This window comes from Bradyrhizobium sp. 157 (assembly GCF_023073815.1).
In the GTDB taxonomy this organism is placed as follows: domain Bacteria; phylum Pseudomonadota; class Alphaproteobacteria; order Rhizobiales; family Xanthobacteraceae; genus Bradyrhizobium.
Window position 1 is genome coordinate 246206 of sequence record NZ_JADPKF010000091.1, and the last position, 22842, is coordinate 269047.

Annotated in this window: 12 protein-coding genes and 1 pseudogene; 4 read left to right on the forward strand and 9 right to left on the reverse strand. The window is 56.6% G+C overall.

Going from position 1 to position 22842, the window contains the following annotated elements:
- Nucleotides 1-785 precede the first annotated feature (785 nt).
- Nucleotides 786-2006, reverse strand: a complete 1221-nt coding sequence (gene metC / locus IVA95_RS28070; RefSeq protein WP_247513446.1) for a cystathionine beta-lyase — start codon at nt 2004-2006, stop codon at nt 786-788.
- A gap of 2266 nt (nt 2007-4272) precedes the next feature.
- Between metC and IVA95_RS28075 the strand changes: the two genes are divergently transcribed.
- Nucleotides 4273-5007 (forward strand): outer membrane beta-barrel protein, encoded by a 735-nt coding sequence (locus tag IVA95_RS28075; RefSeq protein WP_247513668.1) that lies wholly within the window; start codon nt 4273-4275, stop codon nt 5005-5007.
- 331 nt (nt 5008-5338) lie between these two features.
- On the opposite strand, the pseudogene IVA95_RS28080 reads toward IVA95_RS28075, so the two are convergent.
- From IVA95_RS28080 to IVA95_RS28110, 7 genes and pseudogenes are all read right to left on the reverse strand, one after another.
- Nucleotides 5339-6411, reverse strand: a pseudogene (locus tag IVA95_RS28080) (cytochrome-c peroxidase).
- 77 nt (nt 6412-6488) lie between these two features.
- Nucleotides 6489-7244 (reverse strand): autoinducer binding domain-containing protein, encoded by a 756-nt coding sequence (locus IVA95_RS28085; RefSeq protein WP_247513447.1) that lies wholly within the window; start codon nt 7242-7244, stop codon nt 6489-6491.
- 2646 nt (nt 7245-9890) lie between these two features.
- Complete coding sequence (locus IVA95_RS28090) at nt 9891-10283, reverse strand: avidin/streptavidin family protein (protein ID WP_247513448.1); 393 nt, start codon at nt 10281-10283, stop codon at nt 9891-9893.
- A 351-nt stretch (nt 10284-10634) separates the two neighbouring features.
- Nucleotides 10635-11363, reverse strand: coding sequence for an autoinducer binding domain-containing protein (locus IVA95_RS28095; protein ID WP_247513449.1), 729 nt, complete (start codon nt 11361-11363; stop codon nt 10635-10637).
- A 2380-nt stretch (nt 11364-13743) separates the two neighbouring features.
- A complete protein-coding gene (locus IVA95_RS28100; protein WP_247513450.1) occupies nt 13744-13980 on the reverse strand; it encodes a hypothetical protein in 237 nt (78 codons plus the stop codon).
- A complete protein-coding gene (locus tag IVA95_RS28105) occupies nt 13977-14189 on the reverse strand; it encodes a hypothetical protein (RefSeq protein WP_247513451.1) in 213 nt (70 codons plus the stop codon). The genes IVA95_RS28100 and IVA95_RS28105 overlap by 4 nt, the downstream gene beginning before the upstream one ends.
- Nucleotides 14190-15350: 1161 nt before the next feature.
- Nucleotides 15351-15491 carry a hypothetical protein gene (locus tag IVA95_RS28110; RefSeq protein ID WP_247513452.1) on the reverse strand — a complete coding sequence of 47 codons (141 nt, stop codon included), beginning with the start codon at nt 15489-15491 and terminating at the stop codon, nt 15351-15353.
- Nucleotides 15492-17199: 1708 nt separating this feature from the next.
- Here IVA95_RS28110 and IVA95_RS28115 point away from each other — a divergent pair.
- From IVA95_RS28115 to IVA95_RS28125, 3 genes are all read left to right on the forward strand, one after another.
- Entirely contained in the window at nt 17200-17550 is a 351-nt protein-coding gene (locus IVA95_RS28115) for a GNAT family N-acetyltransferase (protein ID WP_247513453.1), read from the forward strand.
- 1312 nt (nt 17551-18862) lie between these two features.
- On the forward strand, nt 18863-19195 hold the full coding sequence (locus IVA95_RS28120; protein ID WP_247513454.1) for a hypothetical protein: 333 nt from the start codon (nt 18863-18865) through the stop codon (nt 19193-19195).
- A gap of 232 nt (nt 19196-19427) precedes the next feature.
- On the forward strand, nt 19428-19682 hold the full coding sequence (locus IVA95_RS28125) for a hypothetical protein (protein WP_247513669.1): 255 nt from the start codon (nt 19428-19430) through the stop codon (nt 19680-19682).
- A 1554-nt stretch (nt 19683-21236) separates the two neighbouring features.
- Here IVA95_RS28125 and IVA95_RS28130 read toward each other — a convergent pair.
- The gene (locus tag IVA95_RS28130) at nt 21237-22613 is read right to left on the reverse strand and encodes an aspartate aminotransferase family protein (protein ID WP_346658058.1); all 1377 of its coding nucleotides are present in this window, start codon (nt 22611-22613) and stop codon (nt 21237-21239) included.
- Nucleotides 22614-22842: the final 229 nt, after the last annotated feature.

Consider the following 22842-nt stretch of genomic DNA (forward strand, 5'->3'; position numbering starts at 1 on the left):
GTCAGAACTGTTTGCAGTTCTCGGTACCTGCCTATTCCGCAGGCATGACTGATTGGGACATTCGCGCGGGCGGGACGCTTCCAGATCATGCTCCACTTAACCAGGACGAGATTCGGACAACCGCTTCGCGCATACCATCGGCGGAACGCGCATAGGAGACGCGCATGAACTTCTGCCCTGCAAGGTATCGAAGTTAACGCCGGGCGTTGCAGGGACACATGGTCCTGGCAAAGGCGAAGTCGGAGGTGAAGTCGGAGACATCAGCATAGAGATAGAAGGCGCCGTTCGCGGGCCGGAATTGGTGAGGCCTGCCGCGGCAGTCTTCGATCGGAATCTGTCGGTTCTCAATATAGCCGCGCTTAACCACCTCTATCTGCAAAGGCGGCTACAGTCCCAATTGCGAAAGCGACGGCACGGGGATTGCGAGACTCTGCGGCACCCGCTCAATCGCGCGCAGCTGTTACTGTGATCACGAGAGCCGACGCGCCGGCCGGCGATGCAGAACTATTTCGACATCGAAAACCACGAGCGCAGCTCTAGTTCTTCGCCAGCAATGCTAGCCGTGTTCAGCCAATGATGTCGCATTCACTGCGGACCTTTCATGATGAGTCCAAAATACACAGAAGCATTTGCAACTTTTTCTGAAACCTTCCCTTGGAACGAATTCTCCATGGGGTCCCCGGCAGCTGATCCTGATAAACCTGTGATTGCTTAGACACGCGACAGTTCTTCCACCCTTGAGTTACAGAACGCTGCTGTCTTCAGCACACATTGAGATCAGCCAATCATCGCGCCCTCCTCCCGGGAGCAACACGGCCAACCGTAACCTCTCCAGCCGCTTGCAGCGCCTGATGCATATCCGCGATCAGGTCGCTCGCTCTCTCCATGCCCGCATGGATGCGAATCAACGGCCCCTCGAAGGCGAGCGGCGTTTCCGTTCGTTTCGGTGGGTCAACCAGGAGAACGAGGCTTTCAAACCCGCCCCAGGATGCACCGATGCCAAAAAGCCGCAGGCTATTGAAGAGAACCGAAAGTTGAGGCCGAGACATCGGTTTCAGGACGACTCCAAATAGTCCGCTTGCGCCCAAAAAGTCCCGTTTCCAGATTGCATAGCCGGGATCATTGGGAAGCGCTGGGTGCAAGACCTTGTCGACAGCCGGATGCGACTGCAGGCTTTCCGCCAGCTTGAGGCCATTGTCCCAATGCTGCTTCATGCGGACCGCTAGCGTACGAAGTCCCCGCAGGGCCAAATAGATATCGTCTGGCCCAGCTATCTCTCCGAAATGATGGGCGCTCGACTGCAACGCGGGCCACGCGGCCTCATTTGCAGTCGCAATGCCCAGTAAGGCGTCGGAATGGCCAACGATATACTTGGTCGCGGCATGGATGGAGATGTCGACACCGTGGTCAAACGCCTTGAAAAAAAGAGGCGTTGCCCAAGTGTTATCCATGATCACGAGCGCATCAGATCGATGCGCGATCGCAGCGAGTGCGGGGACATCCTGAACCTCAAAGGTCATGGATCCGGGCGACTCCAGATAGACGGCCCGGGTGTTTGCTTTGATTTTTGTTGAGAGCTCCGAACCTTGCGTTGGACGGAAATACTGCACTTCAATGCGAAGCCTTGCGAGGACTTGGTCCGCGAAAACTCTCACAGGTTGATAGACGCTATCGCTGATTAACAGATGGTCGCCCGCCTTCAAAACCCCAAGAAGCGAGTGCGTGCAAGCAGATAATCCCGATGGGAATAGGATGGAACGGTGGCCGCCCTCCAATTCGCAAATAGCAGCCTCAAATGCGCGAGACAACGGCGATCCGAAGCGTCCGTAGCTGGGTACCGGATTGCGTCTCCGCGACTCCCATTCTTCCAGGGTCTCCGAAAGAATTGTAGAGCCGCGATAGATGGGCACATTGACCATCCCGGCGTGTTTACTGGGCTCTCGACCGACATGACAGAGTTGCGTCTCGGTATGTCGTGGATTGTTGCCGTCGTTCAGGTACTTCATAACTCTTCTATCGGGATGCCTTTGCCCTGCCAAACAACAGCAACGGTCGCGAGCTGCTCTGATTCAACCAAAGCGCTATTGTTACCTCAGGATACCGAGCGGCGTTCAGCGGCCTCTTTTATTTTGCGGTGCAGAAGCTAGAGCCACGTTTGATTGCAGCACAATCTCTCGTTGCGTTACCCTCATCGACAGTAGTGTCTATTAATGGAGAAACCGCGCTCCAAGAGCGCGCTCCTTCCAGGACGTTTATAAGAATCGCATGATGATCAACTAGTCGTGTTCGCATTTCATCGCCTCTTGTGACGCCTCGCCAAAGCCATTGCGCAGCCATTGGTGCAAGAGCCGGGCCAAATGCGAATGGCCGTGCGCGGGTCGGAAGGATCCCGATAACTCGCAAATCACATCGGCGTCCCTGTATGCTTCTGTCCAAAGCAAACGCGTCATGTTTCGAACCCGCCAAGCCGTTCGGGACCACGATAGTGAGCTAACACAGGGACTCCCAACGGTCGGCGGATCTCCACACCTGGGACGCTGACCGGGCAGCAAACAGCCGCAGAGAAGGCCTGCAGCCGCTCATGGGGACTCTTCGGCTATCCAGCGATGACCTGACGGCTTTCCGATTTAATCGCCTTCCTTCGCAAGGCCGTTGTGGCTCGCTTCGCAGCACCCCGCCACACGAATCTTCTCGGAAACATCGGTCGACACGATCCCGAGCCGCGCGTCAAAGCTCAGCCAGCTCTCTCAGGCAGGATCAAACGACCCATGCAGATCTCACTGCCCGCGCAAAGGTCGGCCACGACCGGAACACGATGACGCTCCGACTGCAGAAGACGCTCATCGGCCGCATTCGACGAGAACGTTCGGCGTATCGAAAGAGCATAGTACAGAGTATGCATGCTTACGCCTGCGCAGCCGGGTCGTGCAAAGCGTTCGCATGCAGCGAAATGGGCTCGCGGCGTGGTTCTAAGTAAACGCCTGCGAGGGTCGAGCGGAATGAACACGTCATCATAGTGCGTTAGCATGACACGATAGCGGCCGCCTTGTTCGAGCGCGGCTTTCGAAGAGTGCGCACATACCCAGGTACGCTTCTCGAGCCGTCCGCTAGCGCCGATTGCGCCGGGATTGTGGCGGCCACATCCAGTGTCCAGCATGAGCAACGGAATGTTTTTTGAGCCGCCACAGGCTTGGCAGGACGAGCATAGAAACCGGCACACAACTTGACAGAGCTCAAGCCGCCTCGTCGCCTAGCCTGCCAGGCTCCGTCCGGTGCCTTCCGAAAATCAAATTAGGTTTGGTGTTCAGAAGGGAACGATCGGTAATCGCCTGAAGTGACTTTGAGGAATCGGCGCGAGCGTGCGGCTTGGCGTCACCTTTTGGAAGCACGACAGCGTGCGTGATCGACCGTGACAGGCTCAGATGAGCATCGATGCGATGCTGTTTTCGTTGGAGTGGACACGAGCGACCATCTGAAAGCGAGCTCCCTACCGAGTTAGAGAATGATAGCGGCATACGCCCGCGCGTCTAACTGATTGGACGCCAAACGGCTGTTTTCGCAAAACAGAAGATATCGTCGCGCCGCTTCTCAGTTGCTTCCCGTACTTGTCAGCAATTGAGAGTGGCCTCGATCTCCTGGTCCTTCGCTTCATTTTGATTGACGTTCAAGAGTCTTTGAACCGCATCGCGATCTTCCGGCCAGCTCGTCGCGACACGAGTTACAACGTGAGCTTCGTTATCGCTGAACCCAGAACGCTTCCAAAAGTCCTATCCGAGCACACAATCTTCCGGTGACGACAGACAGCCAAAAAGGACCGTGTGAGTAAGCCCTATGCTTCGGCCGGATTCGTCTTGCTCCGCCTCAGAGAGCGCCTTCTGCTCGCTTACATTCTGTGAAGAGGTGCGCGTGATTAAGTTGATGGTCGACGTTGCCGCTGTGACCAAGCCGAAGTCCAAGCTCCGCCTTTACTAGCCGCAGAATTGAACATGAGTCAGATAAACTATTCGACGCCGTGCATCGCTGACCTCGCAACAATGCTCGCCTTTTATCAGCGAGCTTTGATTCTAGCCCTCAACGCGCGCCCTCGGATCGGATATGCTATCGATGTTTGTTGCGGAAATTTGGTCACGAACTTCCAAGTCTACAACCTCACGCTGCGTGAGCTTCAAGCCATTTCGCCGAAGTGAGTGTTGCGCTGTGGCTACAGCAATGCGCGATAACGTTGCTAAGACGCGGGTGGCCTGGGGGCTAACAAAACGGAATGAAACTGGAATGAAGAACTTGTTGCTTGTGACTGCAAGCATTGTCGCGTTTGGCGCGGCGGTGCCCGCATTCGGCGCGGATCTCGCTGCGCAGCCCGTCTACACCAAGGCGCCGCCGCCGCCATCGGTAGCTGCTCCGATCTACGCCTGGAGCGGTTACTATCTCGGTATGAACGGCGGTTTGGGCACAGCCCATAACTCCTGGGATTTTGCGGGCGTCACGCCTGAGGGCTCCCATGACGCGATCGGCGGGACCATCGGTGGCCAGATCGGCTATCGCTGGCAGTCGGGGCCTGTGGTGTTCGGTGTCGAGGGCCAGGGCAACTGGGCTGACTTCAGCGGGTCCAATGTCAGCCTCGCCTTCCCAGCCAGCACCAACCGCACCAAAACCGATGCGTTCGGCTTGATCACTGGCCAGATCGGCTATGCCTTCAACAACGTATTGCTTTACGCCAAGGGCGGTGCCGCGGTGACCAGCAACACCTATCAAATCAACTCGGCCGGCGCGCTGCTGGCGAGCTCGGACAGCGCGCGTTGGGGCGGCACGGTCGGCGTTGGCGTGGAAGTCGGTTTCGCACCCAATTGGTCGCTCGGCGTCGAGTACAACCACCTCTTTAGACAAGAAGGCACTGTGGCCTTCACTGGTGCGACTGGTTCACTAGGCAACGATCGCATCAGTCAGGATTTCGATATCCTGACCGCGCGGATCAATTACAAGTTCGCCCCGATGCTTCTCAACTACTGATCTCTTGGCGTTCAAACGGCGGATCGAAAGCCCTGGCTCATGGCCAGGGCTCTTTTTTGTTATTCATCGCCGTGCAATCTCGCCTTCTATTTCCTAGAGTGCCGCCTCTAATTTATGCAATCCGCTCCCTCCGGCGAGCCGCAATCCGTTGACCATGTTCGGCGTGACTACTACTCAACGCGACGGGCAAAAATGGGAACGGCGCGTCTGGGCGACGGCGCCGGTACAATGGTGATGCACGCAGCCGGCAACAACACCAGCCCGGTTCCTCCCATGCTTCCGCGGACTTTCGGTTCAACACCGCGCAATACCGCTACAATGAAAAACCGTGCTATCTGCCTAAAGAGGGTGTCGGCGTCCCGGCGGAACGCGTTGGCAATATTGGATACTCGATCTTAGGCAGCTGCCCGGTCAGCGAATTCAGAAACGCCACAATATCGTTCTCTTCCTTGTCGCTAAGCTTGGTGCCGAGCTGGATTTTAGCCATTACGCCGATCGCTTGCTTAAGGCTCCAAACCTGACCCGAATGGAAGTATGGGGCTCGCAAAGCGACGTTGCGCAACGGCGCGGCTCGAAAAACGTACTCATCGCTGACCGCCTTAGTGACCGCGAACCGGCCCTTGTCAGCAGTCGGAAGTAGGCTTGCGGCCGGCCTTTCGATCGCGCCAAACGGGAAATAATCCTGTCCACCAACGTTGATGCCGTTGTGACAAGAGGAGCATCCCTTTTCCATGAATAGCTTCAATCCTGCCTTCTGCTGATCATCGAGAGCGTTCGGATTGCCTTCGAGGTATTGATCGAAGGGGGCGGCCGGCGTAATCAGAGTCGCTTCAAACGCCTCGATCGCCTTCGCGAAATTATCAAAGGTGACCGGCGGTTCATCGTTCGGGAACGCCTTCTTGAACTTGACGACATAGTTGCGCTCATTGAGTTGATCGTATTGATCACATGATCTGCGGTCGCATTCATTTCGACACTCGCCTGCACGGGTCCCTTGGCTTGCGCCTTAAGGTCTACGGCGCGTCCATCCCAAAACTGCGCTAAATTAAATACCGCGTTATAGACGGTTGGCGCCCGACGTGGCCCCTGCTGCCATCCGTGACCGACCGAGGTCGGACCGGCATCGACTCCGCCCGTCCCAAGGTTATGGCAGGAGTTGCAGCTAATGATCTCACTGGCCGATATGCGTGGATCAAAGAAAAGCATCTTGCCGAGTTCGACCTTCTCGTGGGTGACCGGGTTGTCCTTCACCACAGGCAGCACCGAGGGGATTGCCTTGAAAATCTGCCTGGCAGCTGTCATCAACTCATCATCGGCGCTAACTTGTGATGAGGCCAGGATCGCAACGGCCACAATCGATAAATTATTCACAAGGTGAAGCACCCATCTCGCTGATTTCTTCATAATAGGTCTCATCGGCGCGTTCTCATTGATGCTTTAAGGACACTGATCGAAGACATGACCCGCGGCAGGCGCCCGCATCAAGTTGGCAGCCCTGGAGCCGCCGAGAACTCAATGAGATTGAGTCGAACCGCCTTCACGATGGCCTGGGTCCGGCTCGTCGTATCGAGTTTTCGCATGGCGTTCTTAAAATGAAAATTGACCGTATTCTCGCTGATCTTCAGTATCATCCCGATTGCCCATGACGATTTACCTTCTGCCGCCCACCGCAGGCAATCTTTTTCGCGATCCGACAGCGGGACTTTCCTGATGCAGCTGATACCCGAGGGCCGCGCGATTTCCGAAAATGCGAGGTGAAAGTGCCAGGCCAGTACATAAAGATGACTGATGCGATACTGCGGATCGGCATCGTCGACGGGGGATGCAAACGATGCCACAGAGATTTGGCCCGAGGGCCCAAATAACGGCACGCTCATGGCACGCTTCAAACCCGCCTCTCTGGCCTCGTCCAGTACGCGCTGCTCGCCTGATTGCAGTTGATATTGCTTGGCGAGTTCGTCCCACAGAAACGGCCCCGAAATCATTGGTGTTCGCCGGACCACCGGGTCGATGACATGGTAGTTGCGTTCAAAATAACGGTGGCACCAGTCAGGCGGGAAGTTCACGGTCACTGCGGGCGGCAGATACTCCGGTAGACGAGGCGGCTCTGCGCAGGTGAGTGCTCCGTAAGCGACTTCACTGAAGCCCTCCTCGCTCGCACAGCTCACAAGAAGATCGAACAGCGCCTTGATGGATTGCGTCCGCTTCGCGCATTCGATGAAGCTGAAAAGGTCCATGTGGCGCCTCACGAGACCGGCAAAAACAGCCGGCGTTTGCGTTCAATTGAGCGTGTCTTACCCAGCACCTAGTCCCGTTTTGCTCACCTGAGCCTTGGGCTCCGCTCCTCATACAGCTGAACACTCGTGAGCTATGACAAACGCTATTCTCGAATTCGTGGACTTTCGTGCATGCGCCCAAAAAGAACAGGTGAACCCAAACTGCGGGTACGCCGATCAAGCCGGGAGATGCAGCGGCCAACTACACTCGAACAGCACACCATAAACGTCGCTCGGATATCTCACTTTTTGTCGGTGGATGGCTAGCCGACGGCGCGGTAGATGCCGCATTCGATGCAGCCGTCTAGCTCCACCTTGCGATTGTCCTTCCTCGTGGCAACCCGGTGCTTGCTTTCGCAAGAGAAACAGCTGCGGCGACGGCGTTGTGCGCACCCACACTGACATGGCGACGGCCGAGATCGACGAGATCGCGCTAGTCGAACAGCTCCTCCTCGAGGCACAGTAACGGTTCGGCATTCATGGTTCAGCCTTGGTAGCTGGTGGTAACCACGATCAGATCTCAATGCTGTGGTTCCCTGTTTACCTGCGAACTTTCCGAATGCCGGCCACTTTTCCGGATCGTGCGCTGCCGTATTAGGCGCGCGCGAATACTGACAACACTCCGGCCCCAGCCTATTCATGCCGCACTTGGCTATAATTGCTGCGACGACATTGCAGGGCATCCCCGAGCCGACCGAGATGTCCTCGAATTTTACATCGATCGTGACAACCTCCTCAAACTTGCGATCAAGTTGCGCGAATGAAGCGGTTGACCCGCACCAAACGCGGCTATCAACGCTGCGATTGGCGCTGACGGTCTTGGGTAAGGACTCACCGGCATCTGGAGGCCGCCGAACTCGTCGCTTAGCACCGGAACTGCTCGCAGCGCGGGCGGATTGTAAAAGTTGAAAATCGTATGCCTTCCTCTGGCTTACGTAGTTATTGGCCGCGGGGCGCGCGCAGATCTGCGCGAAGTCGAAACCCTGCCTGACGCAGACGACACCGTACATGCAGTACTCCACAAGTTCCGAGAACCTAGGATGAGAACAGCAAGCATCGTACCAGTTGCGGCGCTCGCAAAAATCAGGCGTGAGGACAAACGCTTGAGAGAATTGGCGCTCGATTGCATCGCGTTAGCGATCGAAGCAATTGCGACATTGTCCGAAACGCGACAGGCCGTTTGCAGCAGCCGCGACATTAGTTGATATACATCAAGAAAGAGCGCGGCCTAAAGCGCGATGCGTTTTTCTCCCCCTCATCTGCGGGCCAGAGCGCTGCGCGCAACGAAGGTGAGCAGCCACAGCGTCACGAGACCGAAACCTCCTCACCCGGATTCCCCTAGACAATGCTTCTCACCACCATGAGCAAGTCGAGATCTCGGATCGTCGCGACTTCGAGCAGAGCAAGAGCTGCTGAGTTGACGACGTTTTCCGACTGTCAAACCGGGGTCGCTTTTTTGCACCTCCGCTCGCTCCGGTCGAACACCTTGCGACTGACAGAGCTTACTCCGGGCTCGCGCGACATCCTGTGTGGGATGGCAACAATTTGCGGCCCAGCCAACTACCAACACTAGTGATTGATCTAGATGATACGCATGTCACCTATCAGTTGAGATATACAGGATCGCCCGAGTGACTTGCCTTGACCAAGACCAGGCGACGCACGCCTTGAATGCGGCGGGTCAAACGCGCTCGCAAGAGGTCAGTATGCAGGATCAATCACGCTGTTCTCTCGCCATCAGTCTTGATCGATGTTCTGCCTCCTCACATGTCGAAATGCGGCGCGCTGAGATCTGCTCCAGCGACCTCTCCTTTTGGAGGCTCATGATGCACTCTCCGACGCCATAGCCAAGCGCAGGCTTCAAAAGGCGTCTGAGCGTCGGGCCTGTCAATTACTCTATCGCGATGCCAAAGAAGCTTCATATTGTCAGAGGGTCGAGCGCATCGTCGACTTGACCGAGCTGCCCGTGCTCGATGGCGGAGGAAGCCGTAGTAGATCGAAAGCTCTTCGCGCGCCTGAACGGACCGGTGCCGCTGCTGATCGTGGCCGAACGCCTACCCGAACCTTTATGCCGAATGGGTCAAGGCGCTCATGCAGTATCGGCATGATGATTCATGTAAACTACGGCATCCGCGCTGCCGCAAGCCGACCTTGCCGGATCACCGCTGGCACGAAGCTCATTTGCTCGTAGCATCCGATCTTTACGACCTCCCCTCGAGCTACATGACCGTCACGTCAACAAGGTTCATCACATCACCGCCGTCAATCGCCTCGCCGAAGCTCGGCGAAAATGAAGACTGGCTGCGGGAGGTCGCCAGTGATTGGATAGCCTGACGGCCGTTGGTTCGATGGCGTCGCAGAAATCGGCTTCAAGGCCTTCACCGACTGTAGAATCGAGAACGGATCGAGCTGATCAGGTTCGACAAGGAAAACCCGCACTGCTGAGACACCAACTGCTTCGCGTGCGCGACCTACGCCTAAAGGAACGCGAGATCAACGCATAGAAGGATGAAGGAGAACGAGAGACGGCCGGCATCGAAGACTTGAGGTCTGGCGGCGAACCAGACCTCAATTGCGCGGCGGAAGCTGAGCAGAACGAACCGCTAGCTACCATATTCGTGTAAAAGTATCGGCGCCCTTGAGCCTTTTCGGATAACCATTTCCGTCGACATAAAACAACGTCCAGGACGTTGGCATTTGAGAACCATTGGTCCTTCCGACCCAGCGCGTGAAGGAATTGCATCGAGCAAATGTTACGACGAAATACAGACCTGTTGGTTTAACGGCACCGGATGCAGGATATGGAATGCCCTGGCATTGGAAGCTCTGAGCATGATTTGTAAAAGTGCCTTGTATGTTCCCGTTGTTGGAAGACCATATAAACAACTCCGAGCCACGCTCATTCTTCCAATACGACGGAGCCGGAAGTCCCTGGGCCAAGACCTCACCGCAGAGCAACAGGAACTGAGCGGTCAGGAAAAGTCCTAGCAGTTTTTTCATGATGAGAACCCCAATCAATAAGCTCGCTTAAAAGTAGTAGTCTATATTACATTCTCGGCCTCTACAATGACTTATGCAATGCAAATCGATCATTCTTAGTACACGCGATAGAAGCCCTTTCAAGATGGGGGCTTTGCGTCGATAAACCTACTGCAGCGGCCAGCATATAGCAGAACTGAAGGAGAACCGCGGCAAACCTATTTCGTTCTGACGAATAGGCTATGCGAGGAGTACATCGCAGCCGAGCCGAACAATAACGGCAAAGACCGGTTCTACGAACTCTACCGCGCTTGGGAAAACCTCCTGCCGGTGACGGTGCGCCAGTCCAACGCCGCGAGAGGTTGCGGATGACTAGGACAACAAACCGCGTCGCAAGGCCTCCGCGACGCACTGGGCGATAGATGCTGCGCCAAGCTTGCGGCGGGCGTTCTCTAGGTGAAAGACTACAGTTCGCGGCGCAATCTGGACCAACACCGCGATATCCGCCGCAGTTTTTCCCTGTGCGATCCATGCAAGACATTGGCGCTCGCGCTGAGTGAGTTCGCTTCCGGCAAGTTTATCGGTGGAGGGTACGTCAAGCCTGGCGGCCACATGACTATGAAAATACAATCCGACGAGATGTACGAGATCCTTCCAGTCTGCCACGAGCCGTTCTGTTTGAACGTCACGGTCGTCCGTTGCTAGTGTAAATGCGGCCATCCGGCCAAATCCGCCACGGATCGGCATAGTGACGCCTGACCTTATGCCGAAGGTCGCCGCTTCATCGAAGAACCGGCGCTGCTCGCGGTTTCCGACCGGTGCTGAGCCCCCTCCTCCCCAACTGAACAATGCGTGCTCGACCCGCGCGCGGCGCACCACGGGATCGAGCTGCTGATACCCAAGCTGGAAATAACGGCTGGTCCAGGATTTGGGATAGGACGAAATCAAAGTCGGCGTGTCTCCGGTCAGGCGCAGATAGGCAAATCGCTGAAAGCCGAGCCTCTCTGTGAGACGCGTTGCGACCCGCTCGAATTCAACCGCTTCGCTTGCGGTTTGGATACTATCAATGAATTCCTGAAAAATGCTTTCGACCGGGTTCATTCAGGCTTCCACCCTTTTTGAACGCAATAACCGTGCTTCCTAATGACCTCACTGCGCATTTCGCGAACAAGATGTCTGGCCTGGTAGGCCGAGCGACCTCTCGACAAGAGTAGAATTCCGCAACGCCGCGCGCGCACAGGACGACCCTGCCCGTCCGCCAACGCATCTATGGAAAGCCATGCCTCTATCCTTTAGGCCGGAACTGGTTTCTGGCCGTATATTCTTGGGAAGAAATAGGCCGGTGACAATGTGAGGGACCGTTTTGATTTGGCAAAGGACTTGTTCGAAAGGCTTCGCAGGTGCTTGGGTGCCAGGTAGTGGGCGTTACTTAATCAAGACGCGCGAAATCTTTGCGCCCCCGATACGATATCGGCTGAACCTGGAACCAAAGAATTATCTCTGTACGTAACGTACGCAACGTTTCTTGATTTCGTCGCTGTAATCGAAATGCTTCACTTTCGTCCGAAGCGTACCAACAATTTCCGTCTGTTCCCTGCGGCGGCATAGTTCCTGTTTTCAGTTTGCTAGGCGGAAACAAGCCAAGGATGGAAACCCTGACATACGATACCGTTGGGTTTGCCTAGCCCAGCAAGAGCGGTCGGCAGTCGCTCTCTTGAGTGTCAGGAGGTGGGCCGGCAATTCATGTGGGAGATCAGATTCATCAATGTGTGTCTGGAGGAACTTCGCCAGCTCTAGCCAATGTAATGGCATCACCGGGCCGCAGGGGCTGATCTTGATGGCCTTGGCCTTGGCCTTGGCCTTGGCCTTGGCCTTGGCAGACCTGGATAGAGAAAACGGTGCTCCTGTCAACGTGGTGTCAAAATTGATGCGCTGACTCTTCATTCGTCACGACCCGATCGAAGCTGCTAGACAAAAAAAGGGTCTGCGGCGCACGTCCTCCACAAGCGATGCTGGGGTCGTACAGATGTCGCTGACGGACAAGACTGCAAAGGCATCTCGCGAGCCTCGCTGCACAACAGGGAGCGCTCCATGAATTCGTTTTTGGTGAATTCGGTGTTCGCGAGTTGACCGAGTTCGCTAACAGGCTCACTACACTCAGGCATCGGCTGGAGAAAGCTCGGTTGAAAGTCGCGCTGGATTTCTGAGGACCAAAACGCACAGTCCCCAGAAATGGCGCTCTGTCTAGCTCGCGTTAACTCCGACTCGAAACACAATACAGTTAAAGTAAAGGATGCCCGTGTCCTCCCAGGCCCCTCTCACTGTGGACCCCCACCAGCGGCTACTGGTTCGACGGGCATTGCCGTGTGGGTTCTGAGAAAGAGCCTTGATGGGCCGCCTCGATCTGCCGGCTGCCCTCAAGCGAACTGTTTCTTCGGATCCCACACGATGTGCCGATTGTCTCTCCTAGGGCTGGGTTCTGCGTCGCTTCGACCGAGAACAAACCGGGCATCGATCAGGGATGCCTTCAGCAAGTGCTGAACGCTAGCCACTCCTAAATCTAGCGTCTCCGGACGTAATGGCTTACGAGCGGACCGTTTCTCGAAGCACCGCGTAGCTCTAAGATTTTGGCGGAAGCGAGCGCCGCGCCTCTTGGTTAGCTTGGATCTCTCGAGCCGAACGGCGCGAGCGATACGGCGCGCTCAGCAGCAATAGAAAAATGGCCCTGTTGGCTTCATAGCTGGCAGCCGATCGGTCGATTCGTGAACCCGTCATTACCAGCCTGCCTTCGCTTGTGCAGACCGACCACAACCACCTTCGCCCGCGCTGTCTTAAGAAAACCTCGAAGACGGGAAATCGATCAGACACGGCATCAGCCCTCATGCCATAACCTCCAACTTTAGTCTGCATTCCTGCATTCTCAGTGTAACCTACGCCGCTGCCGGCCTGTTTGTTGCGCTCCGAAACCCGTAGAGGGCAGCAGACGTCTCGCCGAGGATCCGCTCTCGAGCGTCCTTGTCTGGAACGAGCTTCTCAAGCCATTCCAGGGTCTGCGCATAGGATGGCGCATAAGCGTGAGCAGCTGTCACGTGCGGCCATTCCGAACCCCACAGCAGCTGTTCCGGCCCGAGTTCCTCCAGCATTCTGCCGGCCGCTGCCTGGGCCCAACCATCCGGGACGCGTCCGATCCCCGACAACTTCACCCACATTTCGGCGCCCTGGCCGAGCCCAGGAGCCGCTCCAGGCGCGAATCCCAAGCGGGATCGCTGGCGCTGTCCGCAAGTCCGAAGCCTCGAAACACCAGGCGATGGCCGTCCGCCAGGAGCTGCTCTGCCAGGTGCTCACGTCCTTCGACGCCGCCAGACACCTCCAAGTGCAAGCCCAGCTGAAGGGCAGCCTCGAGTGACTCAGCCAGTGGATCGGCATCCTCGAGGGTTAGCGCCAGACCCCGGCGCCTGATCGGCCCCACTCATCGAGGACCTCAAAGGCCTGCGGTTGCACGAGGGGCGGAAATGAGTCTCACCGGCATTCGGGCCTGGCTCGCCTGCGCGAAGAGCTCCGTCGGGTCGCCGTTCAGGAAGGCGGGCTGAACCAGGACCAGCCCAGTGATCGCGCAATTGCGCGCGGCGCCTTCCAGCTCTTCCAAGGAGCCGTCGACGACCGGTGCGGCGCGTCGGGCCACTCGGCGGAAGGCGTGGACCTCACAGTCGATCCTCATGGAGCACCCTCGCCGCAGAGCACGGCCGGCAGAGCGCCCGTGCGGCGGGCATAGAGATCCTCCAGCTTCTGCTCGATGACGCGACGAGCAACGCCCTGCTGCGCGTCCGAGCTGTGGCGCTCGGCCTCCATGATCTCGCCGATAGGGCCGAGTTTTGAAATGGAATACTTCTGTACCACTGCAAATACGGGCCAGCTGTAGATGCGCATTAGGTTATGTCTTCAGCTATGTAGGTCTTAGTTGCGAAAAACGATAAGTGGAGAGGATCTGGTACTCTCGCAGCTTGCGCCCATTCGGAAGGCTGTGGGCTCCTTGACCTTTACGACCATCTCGTTCGATGCAAATACCTCGCAAGCGGAGTCCAGAATCGTTGTGGTCTGTTGCGCTGCCTGCGCCGGCATTTGTGTCGACCGCCACTCTGAGCCGGCTGCTATATATTCACAGGACGCAGGCGCAAGGCCAATACGATTGATTGCTTTGGGAACACCGATCCTTTGTTAGCAATCTCCTTGGACTTTCTAATCGGGATAGCAGCTTGCTTGTCTGCAAACTTGCAAAGCAGGCCGCCGATGGCGCATAAACTCAGCGTTTTTGCTGCGATTGCGCAGGATTCCAAACAGAACGGCTGCTTCCTCATCCTCGGGTGTAGTCGGTGTTGCACGCGCGAATGCTTGGCGCTGGTAGCTGAGATTTCCGGCACCCGTGGCGGGGGAACTGGATCGCAAGCCGAAGATGGTGGACAGCGACAACGGCAGCGAACTCACCAGCAAAGTCATCCATTTGGGCTGGGGACATCACGGCCATCAACAGAAAGTGGGATGGACCTCGTCCAATTTATTAAGCCACGCAGGGTCAGTTTTGCACGAAATTCAAGACGTGAATCGCTCAGGAACGAGAGGCCATAACGAAGCACACCAAGGGACAAGTTGTCTGCATGCGAGATCTCGGCCTTAGCCGGCACCTGGCGCGCGAAGCGCGTAGTATCAAGATGAAGTGGCCGATTGGCGGTCGGCTCCTGATCATAAGTCGATCACCGATTTCCGAAAGGACCATGGCGCGGCGATCCGGAAGGTTGTAGAGGCTGCCAACAACCGCGACCGCAACTTCACGCATGCCAAGATGGCGAACCTAGCCGACATTCCTGTCTAATCGGGGGCGCAAAACGCGTGAGAGCCGTCATATCCGCATCCACAGGTGCGGACCTGGGTAGTGGCGATTCAATCCGGAACCGACCACGACCGCTCCACCTCAAAGCTAAACAAAGAGATCAGATAGTCCCGGGATGATGATCGCGACCTGAGGTTCGTTGGCCTCATCGTCGGTCAACTCTTTGGTCGTCACGCCATTCGCATATCGAGCGGTTATCCGGATCAGATCTCTGCTTCCGAAGCGGAATCTCGCTCATCGAAGAGGAAAATAGGCGCCAGGCTCAACAGCCGTACTGCAGCGATAGCAGCCGCCAGATCTACATAGATCGAATGGTTACCGTCGAGATAGATGATATCGAACATTCCCGATGCCTGGCCAATCTGATCAAATGAACAGGTATGTTCCCGCAACATCCCTAGAAAACCTGATGTCTCGATGGGCGATACCGGCCGCGGCCAAGTCGGCCCAGCGTTCGGCCGCAAGTATGTTCGAATCTAAGCCCAGGTAGCGGACGCCGAAGTCGTAGATGGTCCTGGACCGTTCCTACCTGAAGGCCGGCCCTACGCCGATCTCAGGAAAGCGGCATCCGGGATTCGTGTCCAAGCATCTCGAGCGGACGCGCATGAACCGAGTGCCGGTGCCCAAGGTAGTTGCTCGGCAGAGGATGGCACGCGTCAGATAGCAGTCGTGACGCTCAATGTTATCAATAAGCTCCAGTTGCTCAGACATCATTCCGGCGTGGCCCAGGCATTATCCAATGCCGCACTTTCGGTGCGGCCGCGACCAGCACGATGGCCAACGTCACGCCGCTGCGAACGAGAACGGGCAGCACGGATACAGCTTGAGGGCGAGCGATCCTATCTACAATCCCCTTCTCGACGTCAGGACGACCAACACGCGACATCGGTGGCTCGCCGGGGCCGGCGACGTTCGCAACTCCGAGCCTTGCTCGAGAGTCGAGCCGTAAGCCCGTGCAATCGCGATGGATGCCGTCCGCATCAAAGGCTGACTCGACATCATGACGCCGCAGGTTGAGCGTTCTGAGCACGTCGTAGCCTAGCCCGCGCCTCACCAGTGCATCGACCGAATAATCGCTCGACGATACTATCGGCTCCAGCCAAACGGCGTTCGGCGAGAGCAAGACCCTGCGGCCTCGTCAGTCGAGTGTGACGCTGCGCTTGTTCGGTTTATGATGCAGAAGCTCACCGCCTTCTCGTAGATCTGGCCATTCACGTAAGCAGGCCGCCAGTTGAGACCGCGCCACCTAACAGGCCGAGCAGCACCAGCGCAATGGCGGCGATGTCCTTGCCGAACACGGCGATCCGTTCCGGTTGAGCCGTCTTTTGTGCATATAGCGCCTCGAGATATGGGACCCAGCTCTCCGCGGCTCATCATCGCCGCTAACAATCCGGGCGCGAGATCCTCAATTTCGCACACCCGCGCAGCAGCCGCTCCATCGGCGAGCACTGCCTTCAGGCGGGAGCCAATCGATCGGCAGAGCTCATGTCTATGCCACGCCCCGTTTCTAGGCTTGCCACGCCAGTCTGGAAATAATGCATTCCGGCACAACATAGCGACTATCGATCTTGGTAGTTTCAAAGTTCGACTCCCCATGTAGTCTGAGCCATACGCAAGGATACTCGGGCCAGTGAGAAGACATTCGGAGATCAAGAAAGGAGTCGCAATGTCGGCACTTCGATGAATCTACCATATTTGGCGTCGTCAAAAGTGATTCTACGTCCTGGCTAGGCGGTGTACTAAACGCGGTGGCGTGATGCACCGCCGCTGAAGTCGCTTTGCTACTAAAGCGACGCGACCGCTGCAGCAGCAAATTGACCGCGGTCGGCCAAGAAGAGACCCATGCAACGCGGGAACTGTCGACGGGCCGCTTGTGTTTGGCTGACGTCTTGCGCCCCATAGTCCCGGATCTTTGTATCGATTCAGGTGCATTGCCGAGCAATTCGAGTGCAATCTGGTAGCGTTCATCTCGGATCGCAAGTTCATGCGAGGATTGATTGGTCAATTTTTGCGGTAAGCTCTTGCTATGGTTTGCAGGCGAGGGGAAGAGAAATGCCGGACATTGTCGTAACTGACGTAATCGCTTCTTGTGCCATCAAGGCAATCGATGGAAGTCTTGAGGACTTCATTGATATTACCACAGAGACTAGCGCTAGCCGTCCCCTTGCTGTGGTCTTGAGGGATCCCGAAACCCAGCGCGTTCTAGGCGGTGCGATAGGATGTTCATCGTTGGAATTGTTGTTCCTCGACTTATTTTTTTTGCCAGAGGAATTTCGAGTTGGCTGGGGAACAAAGATTTTACGGAATTTGAAGAAGAAGGTCGACGGCGTGGCTGCCGGTCGGCGTTCCTCTACACGATCGGTGTTCTGGCACCGGATTTCTACGCGCGAAACGGATGGATGACCTCCGGCTGAATACCTTGCGACCCACCCGGAACATTCCGGTTTCTTATGACCAAGAACTTAGGGGCATCCTCATAGGTCTTCCTCTTCAAAAGCTTCTTGTCGATCAACTGTATCCTACTCCTGACAACTTGGAGTACGGCCGCGGCGGCGCGTCAGCCCCGACGGCGTCCAATCGAGCTCTCGTCGGTTCGCACTCAGTCTCTATCCAGTTGCGCCGCTCTCGATCTCACCAGCCTCAACTGCCATGAAGTCACATACGTCCTGACCGAAATTCGGAAAATTGCACTGGCTACGCAGCGTCTGCGGCCGGCTTAGGCTTGCCATGTAGGACGGACTGCAGGGTCTGCAATCAAAGCATTTTAACAATAGAGAAATTTGCACGAGTACATGCTCTGTTCGCACCAGAACCCGGGCACGGGAATAGGCATTTTCCCCCTATTCGCAACCATAGACGACTTGTTCCCCGTAAAGACAAAGCCAAGGTGTCTCCGGTAGATCATGGCGCTGCCCAGTCAAGAAGAAGAGACACGTTCCCATTGAGGCGACTCTCCGATCGGCGGACCGCCCCGGCGCCTGATTGTGGAGTCTGCTGTCGCAACTGGTGGACCTCGCGCGCGAAGAGAAGAGCACGTATTCAAGACTGCACCGATGTGCAGCAATAGTGCGGTGACAGACACCGAATAATGTGATGGACCGCTCGATTTGGCGATAGATTGTTCCGAGAACAATACGCCATTCAACCCGAGTTATCGGCTCGAGAACTGCCTGCGCTATCAATCGCGCGCCGCCACCGCAACTCCGGCGGACCTCCGCCTGACCATCGTCCCTGTGAATGGGGCACGATACGGCGACTGTGCGCTTAGGAAACAGCCTTGGTCTCTGTCTATTGCTAAGATCTGAAGGTGATCAGCAACTCGATCGATTGCTGCATGGCGATTTTAATTACAGGGGCCAGGCCCGCGAGTTACAGCGAGCGGTCTTGTCCAATGTGGTCTGATATCATCGCAGGGAGAGTATTCGTGATAGCAATTCGCGAGGAGCTTTAGGCGGGCGAGAACCGCATGATGCCGGATAACACCATCGCTAAGGGCGTCCTGGTGAGGACACCGTCTTCCTCAAGCACACGTCAAGCTCGGCACGAGAAGAGACCGGCATCATGTTCCTCCGTCTTCGTTGCGTCATCCATGTCCGATTGAAAGCCCTGATGTCGGAAAGCCGACACGGCCATTCACGGGGCCGTTGGCAGGCGCGCGTTTTCGAGTGGCACGCCGATTGCTGGGTGAGAAGAGAGCCAGCAAAGAGGTGGTTTCATGCCAGGGTTGCCGATGAAGCTTTCTCGATTGATCCTCATGAATGCGCTGACGAAGTTTGTGCTTGGCGCCAAAGCGACAAACGTCAATGTCGCAAGTGCCGCAATCTTCACCGAACTGGACCAGGAGATTGCTGCAGCTTTCAAACAGAAAACCGATGATGAGGCCGTGCTGAGCTTCGGCGCAAGCAGATGGTTTTACAGCCAGATCATGCCAGGCGCCGTTCCAGGTACTTCTCTCGGCCGAAGACCTTCGCCAAAAGGAAACTGGTCAAGGATGGTCTCGCCGATCTCGGAAGCTGCATCACGTACACGATCAGCACGCTCGAGCTAGGCAGGAAGGCCGCGAATTTCGTGAACAGCGCTGAGATAGTCGAGTCACCAGCATCAATTAAGCCGCTGACGTTTGGCTAAGGATGCTCTTATGAGACCGGCATGGCCTTCCCCCATACTTGATGGGCAGATACTCGAGCGCAGTAAGTCAAGCATCGTGCAGGCTGCCGCTGGATGGAGCAGGTGTCGGCTAAAGAAGCATAGCTATCGAAAGTCCTGGAAGGGTTATGACCATGAAGCTCGTCGAACCTCCTTCGTGCAGCCCCGCAGCGCCAACCGTCTTTGTTGGCAGGAATCACCGCGGCAAGTGGGTTGCCCGCGAAGAAAACGGCTTTTTCGGCGGCCTGTTCGTGAACCGCATTCACGCGTTCAAATACGCGCTGTTCGAGAATGGCCATCATCCGGAAACCATCGTCGAGGTATCGCGCGAAATCGAGCTCGATATTTTCGCCAATTCGCAGATCGCCAGCACGAGGCGCGCGACGTGATACGTCGGTGTAATTGAGAGACCGAGTGGTTGAGCTCTGCTGCGCGTCCATGAGGAGCAGATAGTCAATAGCGTTGCCCTGACGCGGCCGTCCAGTTTGGATGTGAGCATCATAGGCGGAAACACATGGACGTCGATCTCTCGCTAAGAGGACGCGGATTTGGTCGAGGCACCACTCCCGCGATATGCCCCTCCGTGAGAGCGCCGCCGAGTGCCAGAAAGACGAAGGAGGAGATAGTGACCATTCAAGAGCAGGCCTCCAAAAACCGTGCCCCCGAATATCCCGCAAAACGGATATTCGGCGACCGCTGTTCGCCGCGTGGTTTCACCCAGGATCAGATCCCGGAAGGGTTCTGAAGACCTTCTTCGAGGCGGCTCGGTGGGCTCCGTCGGCTCTTAATTCCCAGAGCACTACTTGGGGCACTAAGGGCAGAAGAAGGGCGACATGATTCAAAGGGACCCAGAACGACGTCAGCTTCGGAGACGAAATGAGATCTTCTCACATGTCTTCTGAAACTCTCTCTCCTCCTGCCTCGAACAGACTTCGGACCCGATCGAGGCAGAGACGGGCCCGCCCTCCAGATTGCCACAAGGCGGAAGCTGCCTCACTTGAGCATCGAGAACCGTCGATATGGAGACGGTTCGCCCATGGTCAGCCCGGTCAGGCGCATTCAAGCGCATGATTCTCGACACTCTTCAGGAGAGCTACCTGCGTCAGGTATTGCGCGCATCGGTTGTTCGCCTGGTATCTCTTGAGAGCTGGCGAGTATATTGATTCTCATGTGGTCGAAGATGATGGGGAGCGGCTTATTGAGTAACATGGCATCCGCCTGCCTTGTACACCGACGGCGAAGCAGAATCTGGGCCAGTGGATTGCAGCGGAACCGCTGCCGGTTTTTAGGAGCCCAATGTCGCGATCCAAACAGCATGGCGAGTTCTTGATATCGGCGCTTTCAGACGGCAGGCCGCCAGCAATGACCCCGCGATGCTATGCGTTCAACGCGAGGATCTCCGCCCCGATCGGCCGCCAGCGGCCAACCGGCCATTCAGTAAAATCGAGCGGCGTTCCCGTACTAGGGCGACCGCTGCCTCGCGCTGGCAGCAACACGAGCGCAGGACCCGGCCGCCCGCTGCTGCGGCGATGAAGCTGCATTGACATAATCGTCAATGCGATCCCGCGAGTGATAACTCGCCGCAACTATTTGGGCACACGAAGAAAAAGCTCGAACTGACCATATCCCTACACGCTACGGTCCGTTCGGCGTCATGTCCCAAAGCCGACTACAAGTACGCGCGTTTTGTAAGCCTCCGCGAGAGGCAGCATAGCAAGATTGCGGCGGCGCCATTCTGGGGCTGCAACCACCTCGATTTGACCGGACACACGCGCAAGCTATCGCCATCGCGACGTCCGTGTTTTCCTGTCGTTAGGCGAGTTACCAAATATCAATCGCTTCCCAAGCCCGAATCACCGGCGGACCGTAGGCTCTGGCGGAAGATCACTTAGCGGCGTGACGCTGCAAAGCACGGGCGATACATCGTGCACTTGTTGCTTTGATTATGTGCGTACCTCTATCGCGTCCAGCATGTCTTGATGGCTATCGAGAAAGCCCACGAACACATCCACGATGAACTCGGCGTCGGAGCGCGTCATCGGTGTCGAGATCGAAGCGGCAGCGCCATGCGGCAGGATGATGCCATTCTCCGCAAAAAAGCGCGTGAGCTGCTTCATCAGAGTTGCTCCGGCAGGCGTGGGATAGATATCGCGATAGTCATTCGGGGTTCGTGCCAGCGGATGGATGCGAAAGAGTGAGGCGGCTCCGGTCACACTCAGCGGCGCCCCCCGGTTTGAGATGGCCCGGTCAATCTCGTCCCGGACAATCTTTCCTAGAATCTCCAGGTTTGCAAAAGCCGCATGGTCTAGATGCCGCATTGCGGCCAGCCCCGCTGTCATGGATAGAGGATTGGCGGAAAATGTACCGCCTTGCGGAAGCAGTGGCCGACCCGCTGAAGCATCGAATACTTTCATCACGTCCTCCCGGCCGCCGATTGCTCCAACCGGCAAACCGCCGCCGATGATCTTGCCCATCGTGACGAGGTCCGGAACAAGGCCGTAGCGGGCGGAAGCCCCCTGGAAACTCTGCCTAAGATTCAGGACCTCATCAGCAATCACAAGAATGCCGTTATTGCGAGCAACTTCCTGCACCGCAGCGATGAATTCAGACTTCGGCGCAACTAGACCACCGCGGCTTGGCATCGGATCCAAAATGACGGCGGCAAGATCGTGCGCATGCAATGACATCAACCGGCGTACGCTTTCAACATCATTGAAGCGGAGCACAACAACTTCATCGAGCACGCTCGCAGGCATCCCGCGATAGATGGCCGTGGACTTGGGCTCAATTGCGTCACCCCAATTGTCCGGTGTCGCCGCTTGGCTGACCTCGGCCCAGTCATAGGCGCCATGATAGGCGCCCTCGAGCTTGGCAATCTTCGAACGTCCGGTGAAGACCCGCGCGGCTTTGATCGCAAACAGCACGGCCTCAGTCCCCGTATTGACGAAGCGAACACGATCAATCCACGGAATGCGGCCGCAAAGTAGTTCGGCGAGTTCGATCTCGCTCTCCGTCGGATTTGCGAAACAGCTGCCGCGCTGGAGTTGATGGGTTAGTGCTTCCACAACGGGCCCGAAGGCATGTCCATGGATCAATGTCGTGAAGTTGCAATTAAGGTCGAGAAACCGGCGGCCGTCGACATCGAACAGATAGCTGCCCATCCCACGCTCGATGTAGAGTGGTGTTGGATCTCGCTCAATCGTCACTCGCGAAGTGCCGTCTGGGAAAACCTTTTGCGCCCGGGCAAAGCTTTCGTTGGACCGCGGCCTGGCGCGCGACAATCCAGCCGCCGTATTGGAACCTGCAATCTCCTGGTTCACAACATCCTCCTTGATCCTTTTTGGCATTTTTGCTGAGTGGGCCGACCAACACCCCCTCCCCATGCCAGGACTCCGGGCCCCGCTAGTCGGCGAGTTGTTCGGACGTGCCAGAGGGCTCTCTGGAGTAACATCGAGCCAATTTGAGCATCGCGGCGACCAGAAAATGACTTGAATTAGATCAGCCGCCCCTCGTGCCGAACCGTCGACCTTCGGTTCGTGCTCTCGACTT